We start from the raw sequence: 22714 nt of genomic DNA, 5'->3' as shown, positions 1-22714 counted from the left end.
TTGACAGCATCCGGGCCGGTCAGCGTGTCGGCGAAGTCGCTGCCGATCAGCGCATCCAGGTTATCAAAACCACCACCTAAAACCGTATGGATACCTGCATAGCCATCGCTGCCACCGTTTCCGGTCAGGAAGATCGTTTGGGCATTCGCCAAATTGCTGAGGTTGAATGTATCGCTTCCGGCTCCCCCATCGAGTACCCCACTTATACTGACGCCTTCAGCAAAGATGAATTCGTCGCTGCCAGGGCCACCACTCAAGTTCTCAAAACCATTGAAGACAAACTCTGTGGCGCTGCCAATATAGCCGCCATCGTTCTGGCTAATCTGCCAAATATTGCCCTGATTGGAGGCCAGCAGAGTATCAGAACCTGCATCTGCATCGACCGTCCACGAACCCAGGCTGGCGCTCCAGGTCAGGGTATCATCTGCGGGACTGAGGGCCAAGGCAGCAATGAAACCCTCGGGGTCGTAATAGTAAAATGGGCGTAACAACCCAAACCCAGACAAGTTATTTTCCAGGAGCGCGCCGGTGCCATTGGCGCTGGCATCCAAATCCAGGCGATCATCTCCCGCATTGCCGTAAATACGTAGATCATATTGCGCGCCGCTCAAGTACAGACCGGATAGGCTGGTAAAGCCAAAAGTATCATCGTCTGCGCCGCCGCTGACTGCCACGGCGACAGAAGTGGGCAGACTATTGAAGGTAACTTGATCGGCACCGGCGTTCAAATTTAGGTTAACGCCCTCGATGCCGCTGACCTGCAATCCGCCGCTGGTGAAGCTAGAGAAATTGTACAACGTTGCTCCGTTGAGCTTAATCTCTGTCGCTGAAACCTCAACCGTGTCGGCCGCGCTGGTGCCGTCGATCAAAAGATAGTCTGTGCCGCTGCGGTCATTGGCTGTCAGCGGGCCGCTGAGCGAAGCGGCGATGCGATAGCTATCGGAACCGCTGCCGCCATCGATAGTCAGACCATATTTGTTAATATTGCTGACTTCGATAACATCGTCACCGGCCCCGCCGTATACCGCTGAACTGCCGTAAACATTCCAGGGGTTGCCAGAGATGTTAAAGCTGTCCTGCCCGCCCTTGCCATCCACAATGAAGGTTTCAAGGGAGTTGTCGTAACGGATGACAACGGAGTCCCCGCAAGTGGCAATATTTTCGCCAACAGTAAATGCGTCATCGCCGCTGCTGCCGTTGATGAATAACACATCGTCGCCCCAAATGCTGCTATCTTTAACCGTGATCGCTGCGGTACAGCCACAGATGTTGAGGACATAGGTATCGCTGCCCTCCATGCCATCCAGAAGAATATCGCTCATCTCCACTTGATTTACAGTGAGCGTGTCGTCGCCCATACGGGCGGCAATGCGGATTAACTCGGCTCCGCTGGAGGCCACATTGATGAGCTTGCCACCCACGCTGATCTGCGTGCCTTCAAGCAGGAAACTATCATTGGAGTTGGAACCCAAAATGGTGAGTTCATCCTGCTCGTTGGGGTTGGTGCTGCTATCCATAACCACGGCGTTAGCGAGGGTACTCAGATCAAGCTCGTAACGATCATTGCCGCCTTTGCCATCCATCGATACTTTTCCAGCCCAGCCGCTGGCCCGGATGGTGTTGTCGCTCGGCCCCGCTGTCAACTCAACGTGGTAGACATTGCTCAAATATAGCCTGCCCTTGATGGGCGATACCAGCGCATTGCCGGTCAGAGTCAGGTCAGAATCGGTTGCAAAAACGACCTTGTCGGTAGTCGTGTTTTCACCGCCGTTATAGTGGAAGTATGTATTGATTCTGGTATATAGCGAAGCCGATTGAGATTCTGTGAGGGGCTGGCCCTCGGTATAGCCGTCAAAATTGCCAGGAATATACTTCCCTTCGGTGGGTAGGCTCAGGTCATCGGTCTCAATGGTCAAGGTATCCTCACCGGGGCCGGTGCTGACAAAGAACTGCTGCAAGCCGTAAGCCTGCAAGCCATCGCTGTCCAGGCGAACTTTGTCAGCGTGATTTCCGGCCACAGTATTCAAGGAAAAAGTGACTATATCGAAGAAGCTGATGTCAGCGATTTCCTGCGCACCTGCTTTTCCGCTAATCGTATTGGAGCGTTCGCCAGCAATAATAGTGCTCACCGCTTTGGGCAGAGTCACCACCAAAGGAGCGGAGAGTTCGGTGATATAGATATATCCGGCGCCATCGGTATCGAGAGCATTTCCGGGTCGCCCATCCCATTGAGGGGCACCTGCCAGCGCCAAAGTACCGCTGATAGCCACTGAGTAGCCAATATAATCCTGATTGAATGCATCGGATCCAAAGAGGGGCTTGGTAACCGTCTGAAGCTGCCAATTTCCATTATTGAGACCGAAGGCAAACGCGCCGCCTTCGTTATCGTATGTGGTCGTGGAGCCGCCAATAATCCGGGATATCGATGTCTTATAAGCGCCGACAACCAGGATGTCTTTATCGATGGCAACGTCAAAACCAAAATAGTCGCCGGTGCCAACCGCATAATAAGTGTAAATGCCATTCAGGGATAATTTTTGCTGCTGCGCCCAAGTTGAAGGGTATCCGGTGCGAATGAAAGTATAGGCGGCCCCATTGAAGCTATTCACACCAGGAGCGCCGACAACTGCAGTTGCAGCCCCAGTAGTATTCAAGCTGAGATCAACCGATGTGCCAAAAGCGTCGCCCGCAATACCATCGGCGGCGGTCAGCGTGCCCTGGAAATCCCAGGTATCTGCGCCGTAGGAATATACAGATACGCTACCGGAATTGGCATTGGCAGTGGGTGCACCAACCAGGAGCGTATTGCCATCGATGGCTACACTGCTGCCGAAGGAGCCGCTCTCCGTATGCTTGCTATCCTGTTCCCAGTTGGCGCTCTCGCGTTGGTAAGTATAGATGGTATTCATGCCAGGAGCGCCGACAACGGCGGAGTCCATATCAATAGCTACGGCCTGACCGAAATTCGCGCCGCTTGCCAGATCGGATGGCGCCAGGCGAGTATTCTCTACCCATTTGGAGCCAACCTGGTCGAAGATATAAACGGAACCCTTGCCAAAGTTGGCATCAGGCGCGCCCACAATCAGGCGCCCGCCATCGATGGCTACCGCACTGCCGAAGTCATCCCCCGTCCCGGTGCCAGCGCCTTCCACCTGATCTTTCAATGTCCATGTCTCTGCGTTGGGGTTCTGTTCGAAGACGAAGGCGACCCCGCGATTATCGTATTGAGGCGCACCGACCACTGCGGTATAACCGTCGATGTCCACACTGGCGCCGAACTTGGCCGATGGCAATGCAGCGGGGATGGTGCTGGAGCGATACGTCCATTGCGGGCCGCGCTGGCGGAAGTTGAACAACTCACCGGCGCTATCGGTGCCCACCAGGAAAAGGCCGGTGTTGACATACGCTACGCCATGACCAAATTCATCCACATTGCCATCGTTGTGAAGCGTGGATTTTAGTGTGCTGCCTTCATAGAGTTTGGCTTCGTTGCTGCCAGGATCGCCGACAATTTTAAAGAAACCATTGAATGTATAGCTGGCATAAGCGGAAAGCCATTCGGCGTAGCTGCCGTTAAAATAAATATCTGCTGATGAACCGCCAGCGTAATCACTTTGCCCGGTGTCCGGGTCCTGGCTGTCGCCCTCCAGGCTGCCATCGCTCTCCAAATCTGCTCCAGCAAGCAAGGGATTGCCGCTCGTATCGAAAGCTGTCGACCAATGCGAATAGGTTGGGTCCGTGGCAATGATCTCATAGCGCCGGCCACCACTGATTCCAGGAGCGCCGATATAAACCGTATTTCCGTTGAGTTCAATACTACTGCCAAAAGCAGCATTATTCAAACCGCTAAACGTGCGCCCGGTTATCGTGATGGTTTGATCGTCCTGGAGGCGTCCATCGGGGTGTGCCCACACATAAATATCATCGGCGCGGTCATTTACGTAGCCCTGATCCCCATTATTCAGCTCTAGCCATTCCGTGTAGCTCAGGTTTTCAAAGGTTTGCGTTGACGGCCCATCACTATAGTCGCTATTGTCATAGATATTCACCTTTGTGCGCGGGGCAAGCTTGATTTTCTGATCATCATCTTCCCAGTCGCCATCATCATGATCGCCCAGGTAGAATTTCGTTCCATCGTAATCTGCGTAGAACCAATAGCCCTCTTCATCACAGAAAAGCGAGCAATCATCACCTTCATCCAGGCCTAATTGAGACGGAACCGACGGAATAAAGTACTCGTGGTCTACGATTTTGTAGGAAGTGGCGTTGGGGTCCGGAACGGGGTCTTCGGTTACATTCATCGCCAAGGGGACATCATCAGTTGATTCCATGCCCAACCAGTTTTTGATCTCTGTGTCGGTGGAATTCGAGTTCAAGAAATTTTTGTATTCCCATGTATCTCCATCCCCATCATCATACGACAGCATCTTGTCCAGTAGCGTGCCGCCAGATGTTACAGTTTCGAAAATCGAGAAATACAATCGGGCATCATAGGGAATGATGAATTTTTCAAGCGTCCAGGCAGCATCACTGCCCGTATAGGTAAAGGCCACGCCCGTCTTTCCCAGACTCAACTGGTAGGCCGTTTTTGGTTGTCCGCTTGAACTGATCCACAGATTGGTGTCGGGAGCGCCCACTGCGATGCGGGAGCCATCAATCGCCACGCTGGCGCCGAACCGGCCAACACCAGAGGGGCCAGTTTTGTCGGTTTTATACACCCAGCCATCATCGCCACGCTGATAGATATAGAACTTGTTGGCGCCCGGAGCCCCCACTACCAAATTATTGCCATCTTTTTCCATATCATAGCCAAAATCGCCAGATTGGGTAATGGTTTGGATCAGACGCCAATACAAGCCTTCGTTGGTGTAAATATATATCGAATTGACGCCATAAGCTGATACGATCAGTTCTTTGGTCGTCAGATCATAAATAACCTTGCGGCCAAAATTACCTTCACCACTGAGAGCCTCAGCGCGGTACAAACCGGTATTGCTATTGGCAATATCGTTGATAGCCAGGCTGCCATCGGTGGTGTAGGTGCGAATGGTGCCAATGCCATTGCGAGTGATATTATTGCTGCCGTCGGTCTCGTTGAAGCCAGGCACGCCGATAATCAGGCGCTTGTCGCCAAGAACGAGTGCCTTGCCAAAATACTCGCTCTCAGCTGGCGCGCTTGAGGCCAGATTGAGTGAGCGCGTCCAGGCCACCGGGTCGCAAGCGCCGCCGCAATATCGTTCATGCCGATAGAACACATACACCTTGCCCTGGTTGGCGCTGTTCCCGTCATAATCTGGAGCGCCAACGGCCACATAATCACCATAGATTGTTACGCTGGCACCAAAGTGATCGCCCGCATTGCCTTCGTGTGTGGCTTCATTGGGAGGCAGGCCGCCATCGGCGGTCAGGCGGGCGACCATATTCCAATTCGCGCCGCTGCCTTCGAAAATCCAGGCCGCGCCCTGCTCATTATTCTCGCCCTTATAATTGGGAGAACCAACCACCAGACGACCGTTATTTTCTTTGAGTGCGACCGCAGCGCCGAAGCGCTCCCCAGCCTGCTCGCTGGTAGATTCGAATGTGGCTCGTTTAGACCAGATATTGTTGCCGTCATGCCCATAAAGATAGGCTTCGCCGATGCTGTTAGCGCCAGGCGCGCCCACCAAGACATAAGCAGATGAAATCAAATCCAGCGCTGTGCCAAATTCGCCGCTACCGCTAAAGCTGGATTTTTGCGGCCATTTATTGATTAATTCACTGCTCTGATACGTATAGTAATAAACCGTGTTCGCACCGGGTGCACCGACCAGAATACGCCCATTGGTGACATCCACATCAACGGCAGTGCCAAATTTATAATAAGAGCCGCCGCCGCGCAATTTCCATTCCTGAGTCCAGGCCCCATTCGCCAAACGGTAGATATACACTGCGCCGGTATCGTATCCCCGGTTGATATCTTGCGGCGCGCCAACCAGCAGGAGTGTGCCATCAATTGCCACGGAACGGCCAAAGCCCATGCCCCCGCCCGACAAACGATCATCGGGGTAGAGCTTGGCCTGTTCGATCCAGTTATCGCCGCTACGGGTGTAGACGAAGACTACGCCGGAGATTTCACCCACCCGATCGGCGCCGACTACCAGAGTATTGCCATCCAAACTGAGGGCGAGCGCCTGCCCATAGGAGCGAGGCTCCGGCGAATTGATCCCGGCCAATTTAACCTGCTGCCGCCAACTGATGACGCCATCGACCGTCACAGAATGCAGCACCAGGTTGGTCAGACTCAAGTCGGCCAGGTCAATGGTTTCAATCGCCAGATCGCTGAGCGCATCGGGCATGCTCACCGAAAAAACCGGCCAGACCATGCACCACCAGCGGTTCCAGGCCGGTGAAGTCAAAAGTATTACCGCTAACGATGACCGTACCGGCGCGTGAAACTGTGCTGCTGGGGGTGTAGCTGCCACTGGAAACCCCGTCACCGGCAAAGCGCAGGGTGTCGCCCTCGACGCCGTTCGCACCACCATTGAAGATAATCTTACTGATGGTGGCATTGGGAGCCGTGCTGCTGAAATCGACAAAAACCAGATCGTCGCCTTCGTCGCCATTGAGAGTAACCGTCTCCAAAGCCGTGACATCATCGGAAATATTGAAGGTATCGTTGCCACCGGCGGCGTCCACCCGCAGCGGCATTTCGAAAGTACCGCCGCTCAAACGGAAAACATCATCGCTGTCACCCAACAAAACTCGCAGCTCGGCATGGCGCACGTTAATATCCATTTCCATGACCAGCCTGGTGGGATCAGCGACAACGCCCATAGATACCGAGCCGAAAGCCGACGTTTCGTTGAGGCTATTATCATTGAGCAAGGCCCGGAAATCGGCCAGCCAGGTTGCGGTTTGCACCGGGAATAGCTGGGCAAACGATTTGGCAATAAAGGAAAGTGTATTGGCTTCTTGGCTGGCAGAATGATCGAAGTGGACGGCATCATCACCGTCACCGCCATCAATCATCACACGGATATCAAGCCCTTCGAGGGAGTCATTATCTTCCAGATAGATATTGTCATCCCCGCCCCCGGCGTTGATAGCAAACACGGAGTTGGTGCCGCCCAGCGGGTCCAGCTCGAGGTGGGTACTCTTCAAGAAGATCTCGTCTGCCCCCAAACCGGCGCTCAACGAAACCTGCTCGACGGTTAGATAAATAATATCGGCGCTGCCAGAACGCTGCAAGGTGGTTTCGTTAATCGGCAGATTGATCGTTTGGGTTGGGTTATCCGGATCGGGAATCTGGATACTGCCGATGATCGCCGTGCTGATAGTGTAGGCGTTATCATCCAGGTCGCCCTGATCGTAAAAGAAAAGCCTGTCGTTGGAATAAGGCAGTTCACCCTCGATAATCAATTTGCCCAAAATCTCGTCCAGAGAATTAGCGGCGTTACCCACGTAGATATCATCGAAGCCGCCAGCCATCTTCAGGGTGGTGGTCAGGAAGGCGGGCGTGCCGTATACCCTGAAGGTATCGTTCTGCTCGCCAAGATCAATTTCTAATTTCTCAGAGGTGTCGCCAAAATTGACCGAACCAGTGATCCCCAGACCCGTAACATAACCATTGATAAATTGGCCGCTGTTAACTTTATCGTCGCCGCTGTCGTTGATAATAACGAAGTCTTCGCCCGCATCCCCGTAGATATAGGCCGCTCCGGCGATGAAATCCACCCGCCGTAAGGAGGCGGGATTCAAACCAAAGGGGGTTGCCTCCACTCGAACAACGTCATCGCCATCGCCCGTGTGGACAAATAACTGAGTCCCCGCGACGCTATCGATAAAGAAGCGATCCGCACCACTGCCCAAAAACACATGCGCAGCCTCGGTAGACGTTGTCAGCGAACCGTCAACGCCCAGAATGCCGTAGAAAATATTGGCCTCGACGAGATTATTATCAGCCATATTCAGGCCGCTCAGCCCGATGGCCGTCATCTGCCCGCAGGCCCAATCGGTATCAACATCGGCAGCGCAATCGCCGCTATCGCCCTCGTTATGCGCCCTAAGAGTATCCGAACCCTCCTCGCCGTGGAAGGTCAGCACACCATCGATGTCGGCAAGCAGATTAACCTGATTGCCAACTTCCAGGAGATCGTCACCATTACCGCCATAAACTGTGGTCGCAACACCCGCGGGCACATTTTGTACGGCGAATTCGTCGTTACCAGCACCAAGTTTGATATGAATTTCTTCGACGGTCGCATATTGGACGCTGCCACCAACTGACATGCTCATCCCGGTGATGGTATTGCCTGCGAAAAGGCCATTCTGTGCGGTTGCTCCGGCGAAGATATACAGGCGGTCTTTGTAGCCGCCATTCCCGGCTGTATTGCCAATAATATTCAACTTGCCCGTGATACCACTCAGATCGCCGCTCAAGGCGCCGAAAGTTGAGAGCGTATCGTCATAGACACCATTGGTGGTGAAACTATCCCGGCTGGCCAGGCTGGCGACGAAATACTTGTCGGCGCCCACGCCGCCGTAAACGGTCAGATTGCCATCGGCTTTTTGAATGAAAAAGCGATCGTCGCCGGGACAAGGCTGGGTTTCAGCATCGCATACCGGCGGGGTGACATCGTTGATATTGTCTTCCGTATTATCGCCGTTGAGCGTGGTCGTACCGCCATGATCCTGGAAGATGATGTAATCCATCCCCGCGCCACCGAAAATATGGAGCTGTCCGCCAGAGCCCGAATTTTTCACTGTCAGTATATCGTTGCCGCCGCCGCCTTTGACGGTGGTGTGGGTGCTGCTATGCGTGGTCTTGACGGTAAAATCATCCTGCCCGGCTCCCAGGGAGATGATCAGGTTTTCGGCATCGGCGCTTGTCTGGTTGTAGGTAATCAGGCCGCCCATGCCGGTGATATTCTGAGCGGTCAGATCGCCGCTGGTACCGGCAGCAGCCTCCACCGCCCCGGGGCCAACATCGAGGGTGTCAGCGCCCGAACCCATATCAATCCATGTCTCAGCGGTGGTGCCGCGCACGGTCAGGGTATTCGCTCCGCTGCCCAGTTTCATATCCAGATTTTCAATCATACCGGCAAAACGGTCGATAGAAATGCTCGCATCGCCTGACATCCCCAGCCCGGTCAATGTGGTCAGGTTGACGTTGAAAGCATCGATCCAGGTATTCTTCAGCGCGCCATCTTCGTCATCAGCATCCGATAAGTCGTTGACATAAACCCAATCGTCGCCGCCGCCACCATAAATCACAATCACGGCATCAATGCCTTCCAGATTATTCAACTCGATCTTGTTGCTGGTGACGTCGGTATCCTGATAATCAACGTACATCGAACTGGAGTAGCCAGCCTTGAAACTGCTGGTAGCGTCAAGAATAATATCATCTGCCGCTTTCAAATGTACCTGGCCGCGTGATGAATCTACGGCGCCTAATACTATTGATCCGGCAATTTCGGTCAGCTCGATATAACCGGTGGTGCGCGCCCACAGCTTTCCGCCCGGCGAGAGTTTCATATCACCCCTCACCGTGATCCAGACCTCAGACCCGCCGGGGCCGTATAACAGCGCCGAGTTGATGATAATATCTTTGCCGCCACCGTTTTCGATCAGTGTGAAATTATACGCGCTGGCCGGGCCGGCTTCAGACTCCCATATCCAGGAAGTGCCGCTTGCCTTACGGGTGATATGCGAGCTGCCATTCAGCAACAGTTGGATGGTGCTGCCAGATTTCATCTGTTCGACAGCAACTGTGATATCTACATCGTCCGGGTTGTAGCGACGGGTGCCGCTGGCCAGGTAAATCTCATCCCGAGCTTCAACCTTTAAGATGGGGGCAACGGTCTGCCCGTCAGCGTTCTCGAACTGCACCATTTCAAGATTGATGAAATACGGCGTTGAGTTTTGGCCAATCTTGCCCAGCTTGGCTTCCAGAGTAAGCTGATTGGTGTGCAGTTGCACCTTGGTACCATCCTCGACCTGCAAAATATCGCCCAGGCCATTCTGGATCAACGTGCTGCCGTAGGGGTTGACGATCTTGCCCGCCAGACGAAGGGAAGATTCTTCGGTACGGGTGGTCGTAGTATGTTTGATGATTTCTACCGAGGTCTCTTCGTATTCCGTGGGTTTGAACTCGTATTTGAATGTGAAGCCATCTGCATCCCAGGACAAGTAATGACCAATCGCAGGCGTGGTGGGAATTTGGATAATAAAAGGAAGATCGATGGCGACTGGATTCGTAGATGTAGCCGAGAGCTTGAATTTGTTATCCTGCTTGTCGAAGACATAGTAGGTTTTGCCAACTTCGAGTCCGCTAATAGCATCATCAACTTCATCTCCGGTGGTTCCATACACCAGGGCTTGACCATTCGTAAACCCATGACTGTTGATGTTGATCCAATCCTCTCCAGGGTCATAGGTGAAACCGGCATTTTTGGTGCCCCACATGAAATAATGTCCGGGTTGCAGATGGCTATCACCCGTCAAACTCAGATCAACAGGGGAACCGCTAAAATCCTGTGAAATCTTGAATTTATCTTCCTGGGACTGAACAACATAATACTGCTTGCCAACCGTCAAACCGGCGATCACCGTATCGGCAGTAAGATACGTGAGCATCTGTCCATCTTTGAAGCCATGATCTTCAATGGTAACCCAATCGTCATTATCATAAGCCAGCGTGACAGTCTCAAAAGTAACATCCGGCTGATCTCCGCGATAGATCACATCGATATTGTTGACTGTCAGAGGCAGCGTGCTGCCATCATAGACCGTATCATAATAATGTTCGATCTTGACATACTCAAAAGCAAATTGCAGCCGAGCTTTGTCGCCCTTGATAACCGCAACGCCGGCGGCATCCAGGTCTGCGTGGGTGATCTGGTTGACATCTAATTTAATTACGCCGCGGTTATTATCGTTGAGTTCAATATCGCCAACTTCAAAACCCTTGTCATGGTCTGATGTGTTGTAATCCACCAACTGGGCATACTTGCTGCGGTAGATGCTGCCATTCTGGTACCAAATGATGTGTGGGTTCGAGAAGATGACAATATCGGCTTGAAGGTTGATCTCGCGCTTGGGAGCCAGCGTGCCTTCTTTATCCTCTGGCCCGCCAATCGCATCCAAATCGACCTCGCGGCGATACTGCACCAGGGTGGTACGGGCAGCAATTTGGAGATCACGAGTAATCAGCGTAACGGTTTCAGGAAGGTCCACCAAAGCGGAGGTATTGACGTTATTTCTGGCCAGGGCTTCGCCGCCGCCGATGGCAATGCAAACCGAGTCCGATTGGGCATCTGTGTCCAGCGCCAGATGTTCGGCGCGGATTTCAAGGGATTCTGTGCCGGTGATTTGGTTATTGATGCCAATCGTAACCTGGGTTTTTTCCGTAATATTCAGGATCGCGTCACTGTTGGAACCGCCGACAACCCCATAGGTACGCGCATCTGCCCAAACTTTACCTTTGATCTGTGGGGATTCTGCAATTAATTTGACTTTATTCCCCTTCAAAGAAATATTGGGATCGGTCTTCACTTCGGTGACAGCATCGGGGGCGCCTACTCTCAAGGTGGCGCCTGCTTCCGAGCCTGATCCTAGCCCCCCGCCAATCGCATCGGCAGTGACTTCGCCTTCGATAGAGGTTTGCGCCAATGCGGTCAACATCCCACCTGCGGTGAGGCTGGCATTGGTTTTCAAATTGACCTGTGTCTTATAATCGAAAGAAACCTCAGCATCGCCAAACATCGCGCCAATCACTCCACCGCCTCTGGCATCGCTATCCGAGTCGGCTTTGTGAACCGCCTTGGCGTTCAAAGTAATGTTTTTCCCAGCATTAAGTACGGCGTTCATGCCAATTTGAACGCGGGTGTAATTATTGATGTCCGTTTCCGAATAGAGCGGCGCAATCGCAGCCCCACCAACAGTCACACTACTACTTTCAGAATCGGCCTCGTGTTTAGCTTCAGCTGTGAGAGAAATATCGCCTGATGCTGTAATCTCCACATCATTGCCAATCGCGGCATCCACCTCGATGTTCAACGAGGTATCTGCATCTGCACCGTTCCCGGCCAATAAACCACCGCCCGAAGCCATGGCGTCTGTCAGAGCCTTTCCTCCATTTTTGTTGTGGGATGCCGCCACCGTCACATCACCGCCGCTGGTATCGATGACCGTCGCCTGCCCGATCGTTGCATCAATATCAAGTGTTACACTGGCGTAAGCAAGCGAGACCCCCGCCGCCAACTGAGTCGATACCGCCACCCCCCACACACCTACATCGACGTTGGATTGGGCACGCGCCTGCACGAGAATATCCCCACTGGCAATGATCTGAACACTATCGCCAATTTGAGCCTGAACGTCCGCCGTAATATCCACCAGACCGACATTGGCGGTAAGACCGACGGCCATGCCTGCTGAAACACCCCAGGCATCTACCTCAATATCGTAATTCGCGTCGGCCACTACGCTGACATCGCCAATCGTAGCCCCGGAGGCTTTGCCAATCTTGCTATTATCGCCGATGTAGGCCAGGGTATCTCCACTGGCATCCACCTTCGCAATGGCCGCGCCTGCCGAAATGCCGCCAATCGAAACATTGGGGGTCAGAGCTTCGACGATTACATCCTTTTCTGCCTTAATCTTCAGTGCAGCACCTTGTTTGATTTGGGTCTGAGGGCTGCCAACAACGTAGGCTTTGACATCACTTTCTTCATTAATGATCGCCACAGCCGCGCCAAGAGCCGTACCACCACCCGTGCCAACAAAGGATGTCAAGTCAAAGTCAACATGCAATTGGGCATCCAGGCTGATCGCACCGGTTGTGTCTTCCAGGCCTGCACTAATACTGGCCCCAGAGCCGATAAAGGCAGTCACCGGCGTATTATTATTTACAATTCCAACCCCAAACCCAACGCCAATGCCGCCTGCGCCAATGCCACCGACTTTGGAAACAAACTGCGTGTGTTCGCGGGCATCAATATCCACATGTCGGCCAGCATTCACTATCACATTCTCGGCAATAAAAGCGCTGGTGCCTCTTGGCAGCGTTCGAAAGGCATTGACTACATCTTTGTTCACCTGGCTGCTGACCGCATCCGATGGAACGGCAGATTTGACTTTCGTATCCACTGTGTCAGCAGTCGAATTTATCTGGTTTGTATTTTGGGTATCTGGATCATTATTGGGATCATTGAAATCGCTCAACATAGTGGCTTTTGAGGTGATATCTGTGAGTTGGCTATCCGTTGATGTTGCGGTTGAGTTTTCATTCTCATCGTTGAGGGCATTATCTGACGAACCCTCCGATGAATACGTACTGTCCATATTCCCGCCCAGAGTGTACACGCCCACTGATCCCGCAATCCCAGCGCCCCCAGCGCCAACACTGACGATCACCGTTTCAATATCCCTGGTAGCCAATGCATTAACATGTATATCACGCATTGCATTGACGTTTCCAGCGATATACGCCGTAGTGTCATTACTCTGCACGAGAATATCAATCGCACCAGCAATACCAATCACACTGGCTCCCAATCCGCCGAAAATGCCATAAAGGGTGAATTCATTGATTGCAGTGACATAAACATCTTGCAGTTTACCTGCCCCACTATTCGTGCCATTGATTACAGCGCTGGCAGCGATATAGGCCAGGGTGTCCGAGTCGATTACGATCACATCCACCACACCACCGATGCCGAGTCCATCTTTAGCGATGGCAACTCCCCCAGCCACGACCAGCGTCCAGACATCTTCCTCAGAATAGGCCTCTACAACCAGGCCATGCACGCCATCGGCCCGCAACAATTTCCAATCCGTATCAAAGTCCCCATTATATGGGCTCAGATTGGCGGCGGAATTGCCTAAGGCCGTGACTTTGGCGCCAGCAGCAATAAATGCCCGGGTATCTTTTTCGATGATGGTGACACCAACGCTCACACCCACGCCGATGCCCGAAATGCCACCAACGATGGCGAGAGAACCGATGATCGTGTCTACTTCCGTGGCGTCAGCGGCGGCAATACGAATATTGCCACCCGCAGCGACAATGGCATCTTGGTCAATGTAGGCGTAGGTGGTGCTATCTAACAGGAAAACTAATACCGCCCCGGCTCCCCCGGCCGCAACCTGGCCGCCCCCGCCCGCGAGGGCAACAGCCAGTGAGAGCAATTCTTCTGATGCATCGGCAGCGATGACAATATCGCTCTTCGCGTTCACTTTCGCCTCTTTACCAATATATGCTTTGGTAGTGATATTCACAATGCCCACAAATATGCCCGGTGAAATCGCTGCACTGGCTTGCCCGCCCGAAATGGCAACCCCGCCGCTAAATCCTTTGAATGAATAATCGTTGCCAGCCACAACCAACACTGACTGATCGCCGGTGGCGCCTTCAGCCTGATTGACCTGCGCTTCATCATCGATGTAGGCCAGAGTGTCCACAGTCATCACATTGACGGTGGTGGAGAATTGGATCGCAGCAGCAGTTTTTCCGCCCGAAATACCTACGCCCGCGCTCCAGGCTGCCAGATCATCCTGGTTGACAGCGCTAACAGCTACCCCTTTGAAGCCCGTCACCTCACCAGCTGTGACGATTCGCTTGTTGGAATAATCATCATTTTTGACTTGATCCTTACCAGGAGGGCTGGGTGATGGGACTTGCCCCTCTTCCGGGTCGTCGATAACGCCCAAAGTATCCGGTATCAGAGTCTCGACAAATTTGCCTGTCTTTACGGATATGCCACCGATATGCTTGGCAAAAGCATCCACCTGAGCGCCTTTACCGATATAGGCTTTGATGGTCTTCGTAAAAATCGGGACACTTACTGAAGCCGCAATACCGATCGCATTCTGGCCGCCACTGATCCCTACTGATCCGGCAATCATATCGATCTCGGTATCGTCTTCGGCAGCCACTTTTACGCTGCCTTCCGCAGTGACTTTTGCACCGTTTAATGGCGTGTTGTTTACAGTTTTTTGGCCTTCGATATAGGCTTCAGTTGTCAGTGTATAGATGGAAACTCCAACACTACCAGCAATACCGATGGATTTTCCAAGACCCACTGAACCCGAAATCGAAATCACTTCTTCCTTCGAAATGGCTTCGACAATCACATCCCGGCGGGCATCTACCTCAGCCCCCGCCTCTATTTTTGCCTGTGTTGTCTTTGAAACGACTGCCACATCGATCCCCGCTCCAATTCCACCCTTCATGCCCAACCCCACACCCCCACCGACACCGATTAAATAGGTATCGCTTGTCGCACGCACGATCACACTTTGATCGCTGCTTGATGAGGCATTATTCTGCTGGTTGATTTTGGCGCCCGACTGGATGTAGGCCAGAGTGGTATCCGAGAGCACGCTTACCGTCGCCGATCCAGCAATACCAACACCCCCGCCGCCCGATCCGCTCACGGCGTAGGAGTCTAAATCCGCGAAATTCACGGCCACTACAATCAACCCTTTTAGATTTTGGGTTGTCTTCGTACCACCGCTCTTCAAACCCGTATAGGCATTGACGCCGCTGCCATTGCCGCTGGCATTAATGACCATATTTTCATCAATATTGGCATCAACGGTATTGTTCGTCACCAGGGTGACATTGGAAACACCGAAGGCTGTGCTATTTATAGATATCGAAACATTGCCCGCCAAAGTCCAGGTATCGGCATCATTGCAGGCCGATACCAACATACTGCCATCGGCATTGATCGATTTTGAACCTGTAAGATATGCTTTTACGGTGTTTGTCAGGATATTGACGCTGATCGACCCACCCAGGCTCCAACCCTTAGAACCTTCGATGCCTGCGCTAATCGAGTGGATGGTGGCGTTTTCATCGGCCTGCACAATGATATTCCCACTAGCGGTAGTATCCACATTTGAGTTGTCAATATAGGCTTTCACCGTATTGGTGATGATATTAACCCCCACTGCGGCGCCAATCGAATTTCCGCCAAGCGAGATGGCGGCCTGTCCGGCCAGCGACTTGATCATAGATTCGTCGCTGGCAATCACCAGGACATCCCCGGCAGTGTCGATATCCGCGCCGCCCGAAATATGGGCATCGATGGTATTTGAAATCACATTAATCGAAACCGATCCAGCAATGGCTGTTTTCTTCGCGCCTGCCGCGCCGACCGACAGTGTCCAGATTTCTGCATCTTTTACGCTGGATTGAATGCTGAGGCTTTTTGCCGGAAGAGTGCTGCTCTCCACCCATGCTCGCACTGTGCTGTTGATTTGATTCCAGGCAAGGGCTGCTCCCAAGCCCGATTCTTTCAAAGCGATGCCGAGCGCGCCTGCAAAGGCATAGATGGTTGCTGAATCCTCAGCCGCGATCGTGATTTCATCCGCGCCAGCGGCTATGGCCAATATAGCATTTCGAATTCCGGCCTGGGTATTGGTAGTCATCAGGTTTACAGCGACTGTTCCTGCCACAGCCGACTTCGACACGCCCGCTGAGACAGCGATAGCAATGATACGACTGCTGTTATTTGCTTGCAGCGTCATCTTCCCACCAATATTCAACGCTGTAGTCTGGTTGCTGCCCAGGATTTCCGCTTTGGTCGTGTCATTAATGCGGTTGATGACTACGGAGGCGCCAACGCCAACTTTACCACCGATAGAAAAAGCGCCACCAACCGCAACCAGACGCGACCTGTTCTCTGCTGTAAAAGTCAGGTTGCCGCTCAAGGTCAGGTTGACATTATCAACAATCGCAGTCGTGGTATGCGTAATGGTATTCAGGGAAACCGAACCGGCTATTCCATACGAGTCGGTTCCGGTTTGGCCGGTGCCTCCGGCTGTTACTGCCACCATCAGCCCACCGGTACGGACGTTCAAAGTTAATTCACCCGCTGTGACCGTTGTGTCTTTTACGAACGCTTCGGTGGTGATGTTGGCAGTATTCATGCCAAACGAACCGGCAATCCCCGCAGATTTTTTGCCTGGGTCTGTGAGCGAAATAGCTACTGCGCCTGCAACGTCGATGAAATCTGTGTCATTACTGGCTGAAAGCGTTAACGTCTGATTGCTGGCGTTGATCGGTCCGGTTTTATAAATATAAGCCTTGGCTGTATCGGTGACTGTGGTTATTGCCACGTCTCCGGCAATACCAGCGCCACTCTTACCCGTCTGGTCTGTTGCAGCCGAAGTTTCGCCAAACAGGGTTGGAAGCGAAACGCCATCCATCGGGTCATTGGCTGCAACGGTGGCGCTCTTCTTCTTGATTGCGGCAGCCAACGAAATAGCCAGAACAAAGCCGCTGTTTGCAGCATCAATGCTAACAGGTCCGCCAAGAGTGAGGCTACCCACGGCGGCATCTGTTTCTGTCATCAAGTTGCCAGTCACAGCCTGCGTATCCCGCTCAATGTCATGAATGGCGACAGAAGCGCCCACACCCGTACCTTTGGCTACTGCCACGCTGCCAGCCAGGGTGACAACATCGGTATCATCGCTCGCCTCAACCACAGTGCTGGCTTTTGTGATATGAAGGATACTGTACTTTGTCGTCGCATCTGGCGCGATGGCAACTGGCACAATTGTGGCGACTTTCTTGGTCTTGTCGCGAGACACATCGTAATCGGTGATGAGGGCCAGTTGCCCCTTACCAGTACCATCATCGATTTGCAGCAACCGGCCATTATAAGCATCATCCATATCGGAAGCGTCATTCCCAAGCTGGATGGTCGTCTTGGAGCCACCCAACGCGGTGCCGCCGTGATACACAAATGGGGATGAACCAACAACAATGGTCGCGCCATTATCGATTTGAGCATAGGTTTTGTTGTCAATCTCCTGATAGACAACCACGCCATTGAAAGCAAAATTGCCCGAGGAACCACCAGAGGCCCCCACGGAAATGTTCATCACTGCATTGTCCGCGGCCACTTGCAGGGAGTCGGCGTATAAAGTCACGCCATCATCAATCTCGGCGATCACTGTATTGGAATAATCCAGAACCAATATTACTGCGCCAATGGCAGATTTTTTAGCAGAGGAACCGGCGGGCTCTGTGACGGCTTTTTTGAAAGAGCTAACGTCAATGAAATATGATTTCGAAGTGCTGCCAGAGACGCCAGGAAGTTGTAGATTGCCAATGGCATTGACCATCTCGTCGATGCTAGAAGCTGTGACAGCCACGGTCTGGCTGCCGGTGCGATAGGCATTATTTGGGTCTTGATTGATCCTTGCTCCGCTGGCGATATAGGCTTTGCTGATGTGGGTGCGATCAATGACAGTGACAGCCAGCGCAACGGCGATATCGGCATCAGTGGCAGTCGATTGGGAAAACGAGTCGAAAACGTAGGTGTCCAGGCCCAGGTTTCCATCCAAATACAATGTCAAGGCGCGAATAACCTCTTTTGATTTGTAATGTTCGGGGCTGCCCAGGTGTTCCCAATTCGCCGTATTTGCGAAATTCTCCTGGCTCAGGTCAATGCTCGTTCCAGGACGCGTGCCGATATATTTATACCAATCACCTGACTCTCCCTTGCCTTCAGGATGGCCGGACTGAATTTCGACTATTTTCCCAGTTTCAATTACTTGAGGATTACTCTTCCAGGTTCCATCCGAATTTTTCTCGACCCCCGATTTGAAATCAGCAATCTTATTACCCGCGTCCAGGGGGCCGGTATTCGCGGCGAAAGTAAAATCATTCGCTGTTACTGCGCTGACCGTTAAAGAACCGCCAGCAACCACTTGCGCGCCACTGGCAATGAACGCCTGCGCATCTTCGGTATAGATTCCGATGGCAACCGATACAGAACCGTAGAATTTGCCCGAAGCGGCATTGGGGTCGTCGTTGTTTTCATTCTTCGAGGTTGTTGCGCTGGCGGTCACGTCTGGGCGATCGAAAATGCTGGCGCTGACCGAAATATCTTCTTTCGCCTGCACAACACCGGATTTACCATCACTATCGAGGTTGCTATCGCCGATACGGGCAAAAACCCTGTTGACGTCGTAATCCAGCGCAATTCCACCAGCGGCTTCAAACTTCTGCACCTGGCCTTTCGTCGCCGAATTATCCTGGAACTTTGTCGAAAAATTCCCCAACACCTTTTTGACCAGGGCCAGGAACCCTGTCGAGCCTACATCATCTAGCAGGTTGCCGGTTGAACTGGTTCCAACTCCGGCGGCAGCTGCAGTGCCATTTACATTCGATGGAATCACAGCCAATTTTTGCACGTTAATGCTCTGACGATTTTGGGAGGCGCTGATAGTGATGCTGCCATCGACAGCGGCGGTGCCATCCAGGAAAGCCTGGGTGAGGCCTTCCTCGTGTTTCACTGCTACGGCTATGCCAACCTGGCCATTCCCGCCAGTTGCGGATACTGCAAAGGTGTAGTTGCGATCGGTGGTTTCCGCGCGCATCATCAGGTCGCCACCTACAATCAACGTGGCATCGTCCGTGACATGGACAGTAGCTTCTGAATCGAGGACGCTGACGGCGGCGGAAACCGCAATCCCTGCAAGACCATGCGTGTTTGCTACTACGGTAACTGTATTATCTACAGCCGCTCGCAAATAAACATCTCCACTGGTGGTGATCTTGCCGCTAACAAGCACTTTCGCTGTATTATCCAGCACCCCCACCGCTACACCCAGACCAATCCCGATGGGATAGGTCCAGGCCTGGGCGATCCCTAACGCGATGGCGCTGAAAGAAGTCGCGGAGATGTCGGCGTTCTGAGCAATGGTAATTTGGGCCTCGCTATTCGACACCACCACCCCGCCGATCAGGGAAAAGGATTGTAATATGCCCAGCAAGCCGTTGGTAAACCACTCCGAGGCGCTGGCGCTGTCGGGTAGCACGCGCGTGGTATCAGCTTTGGCATCCAGACTGACTACACCGCCTTTGATGGTTGCCCCATTGACGGTGATGTGGGCGTTAGTATCGGCAACGTGAATCCCTGGGGTGTATTTAACTGTGGAGTCAGAGGCTGTCAGCGTGATATTTCCCGGGGTGAAACTGCTGCCACTCTCGACGTGTCCCAATACTTGCGCACCATTACTAATGGTGATCGTCTCAGCGGTAAATGCGATATTCTTTGAATTGCCTGTTGAATTCGCGCCGGTATGGTCGCCGCCCGTGATCTTGCGTGTGGAAATAAGCGCATTATTCGAAACCATGATGCTGTCTTCGTCCCCATCACCGCCGTCGATCGTCAGGTCAATATTCGCGATCATCTGCAGGATCGTGATCGTATCGTCACCACCGCCGCCGCTGACTTTGAGAGTCTGTAACTCATCGGCAGCGTAAGAAATATTGATATTGATCGTATCATCTCCACCAGCGCCGTCCACAGTTACATTTTGCTTATTGGCAAAGGTGATATCTTCGAAATGATCTCCCTGGACTTTAAGGGTCTGGAAACCATTTGCCGTTCCGCCATTGAGGACATCGATAGTATCCGCTTCATCTGATAAAGTTGTGGGAAATGTGACGTTGGTTGCCAGTGTAATATCGGTAATCGGCTCGATATTCGTGTAACTCACATGAGAATCATCAAAGTCAATTGTGCCTGAGCTGGGTCCTGATGCTCGATAGGCGACAGCCTCGAACCTCCCACCTTGAAATTGCATACTATCAAAACCTGCGCCACCATCATAGGCAATCATCGCGTCGGCAGGGTCATCATCGAGCACAAAATCAATCACCAATAGATCATCGCCGGAACCTCCATCCACTCTTGCATCCCCATGGCTGCCATGAATTGTAATCTCGTCATCGCCTTCTTCGGCCTGAATTTCAACCTGACTCGAACCCTTGAGTTCGATATCCATTTGGTCATTCTGGTTAGTTCCATTGATGATGATGTCGGTGGAGTCATCCAGCACGATGGTCTGCAAAAACGTAAAATCCTGCAACGTTATGGATTGAGAATTAATAATTTTTATAATGCCAGCAAGTGTTGTTGCCTGGCCATTAGCAGAACCTTGGAGAATTAAGCCATCCATATTATTTAGCTGGATTTCCTCATCATAGATGCCACCCTCGATGTACAGCATTCCATCATCTGGTTTCAGGCTGCCTGCAACCGCGTCCAAAGCATCCTGAATCGGCGTTGCCGAAACATGACAATTAGGATCATCCGAACATTGCCCGCCTTCGGGCAGGAAACTATGCTTGACGCCGTCAAAATAAAAATAGGGATCAGGGACCACAGGGATAAGGGTGGGATCAATCTCGGGAGTGGGTTCGCCCACATCCTCCATTTGTGGCGTTTCGACTTTAGCAAGATTTTGCCCATTTTGTTGGATCTCCAAATCGATCTGGGATTCAACATCATCGTCAGGTAGGCCCCCGCCGGAGATGGAGGAGTCGACATTTTGCTCGATGGCCTGATCTTCCTCATCAGTGGGGGGATCTTCAATTGCTGTATCCGCTTCTTGGATTGTTTCTCCCAGAGCCTGAGTTTCGCTATCCCCTTCAAGTTCAGTTGTAACTATCGGTTCAACATCCCCTTCTACACTCATATTTGGACTTTCATCTTCTACTACTACCGGCGTTGGTGGAGCATCCCCGTCCCCTGCGAACACGATTTCATGAGGAATCCAAAGCGCGCAAAAAATTAGAAAAATTCCGATTATCATTCTAATTCCATAAGTATGTGCGCGTTTTTTTGCTGCCACGTCACCGGCCTGAAATGAGTGAGGTTCTTGAATTTATGGAACATCATATTCGATAAGGATGTTGATGTCTGTCGTGCAAGTATGACAACCCTTGTAGTTTATGCATGACAGTCAAAAAACCGGGTATCAGTTATTTTTTAACCCAACGATATCAAAAAGGCCACAGCTACCCTGAAGGGCACACGTGAACAGGGATTTATTATAAATTACGCTAAGCGATTCTATTCTATCGCTTCCCCACATTCTTCACAAAAACGCACACCGGGACGGCTCTCCACACCACATGAAGAACAGATCATACCCGGGGCAGCCAATGATGTGCCGCATTGCTCACAAAAGCGCACATTAGGCCGGTTGCGTGAGCCGCATTCAGGGCAGGGCAGTTCATCGGACACAGGATCAGGCACAGGTTGCGGTTTTACTACCTGATCGGCAGCTTGTGGCGCGGCTTTGATTTCTGATTCAGGCTCTTCTTCATCAGATACAGGTTCAACCCCCTCAGAAACAGCAAGCAATCTCTGTTGCCACTCATCAACGGTTTGCGGTCGGTCGACTGGTTTGGGCTGCATAGCCCAGGTGATGGCTGCGGCAATTTCCGAACAGATGGCGGGATTGTGCTGGTCAGGCGGAACGTAGTCCACCTCACCAATCGCCAGGGAAACACTGTCAGGGGGTTTGATACCGGTCAGCAGGGCGTAGAGGGTTGCACCCAGGGCGTAGACATCGGAGGCCGGGCTGGAGCCGCTGCCGCTGTACTGCTCCGGGGGTGAGAAGCCGGGCGTGACGCCTCTGGCGCCGGTGGCGGTGCGCGCGCCGGTGCTGCCCTCTTTGGCTACGCCAAAATCCACCAACACGACCTGATCATTGGGCATGGCTTTGATATTCTGGGGTTTGATATCGCGGTGGATGATGGGCGGAGTCTGGTTGTGCAAATAGGTAACCGCATCACAGATTTTAATAATCCACGCAATTGACTGCACTTCGGAGAAGGGCGCGCCTTGCTTTTTGATCATTTCCCACAGGTTGTCGCCGGGGATGAATTCCATCACCAGATATTGCTGCCCCTCCTGAG

Annotated in this window: 3 protein-coding genes; all 3 read right to left on the bottom strand. The window is 52.5% G+C overall.

Annotated features, from left to right (window positions below):
• Positions 1–6395: hypothetical protein (locus HN413_02230; protein MBT3389207.1), on the bottom strand; the 6395-nt coding region annotated here is incomplete at its 3' end.
• Entirely contained in the window at positions 6304–21486 is a 15183-nt protein-coding gene (locus HN413_02225; GenBank protein MBT3389206.1) for a hypothetical protein, read from the bottom strand. The genes HN413_02230 and HN413_02225, both read right to left, overlap by 92 nt.
• Positions 21487–21863: 377 nt before the next feature.
• On the bottom strand, positions 21864–22714 hold an 851-nt coding region (locus HN413_02220), incomplete at its 5' end, for a protein kinase (GenBank protein ID MBT3389205.1).

Source organism: Chloroflexota bacterium (assembly GCA_018648225.1).
In the GTDB taxonomy this organism is placed as follows: Bacteria; Chloroflexota; Anaerolineae; order Anaerolineales; family UBA11858; genus NIOZ-UU35.
This window is presented reverse-complemented; position numbering and strand designations above follow the sequence as displayed.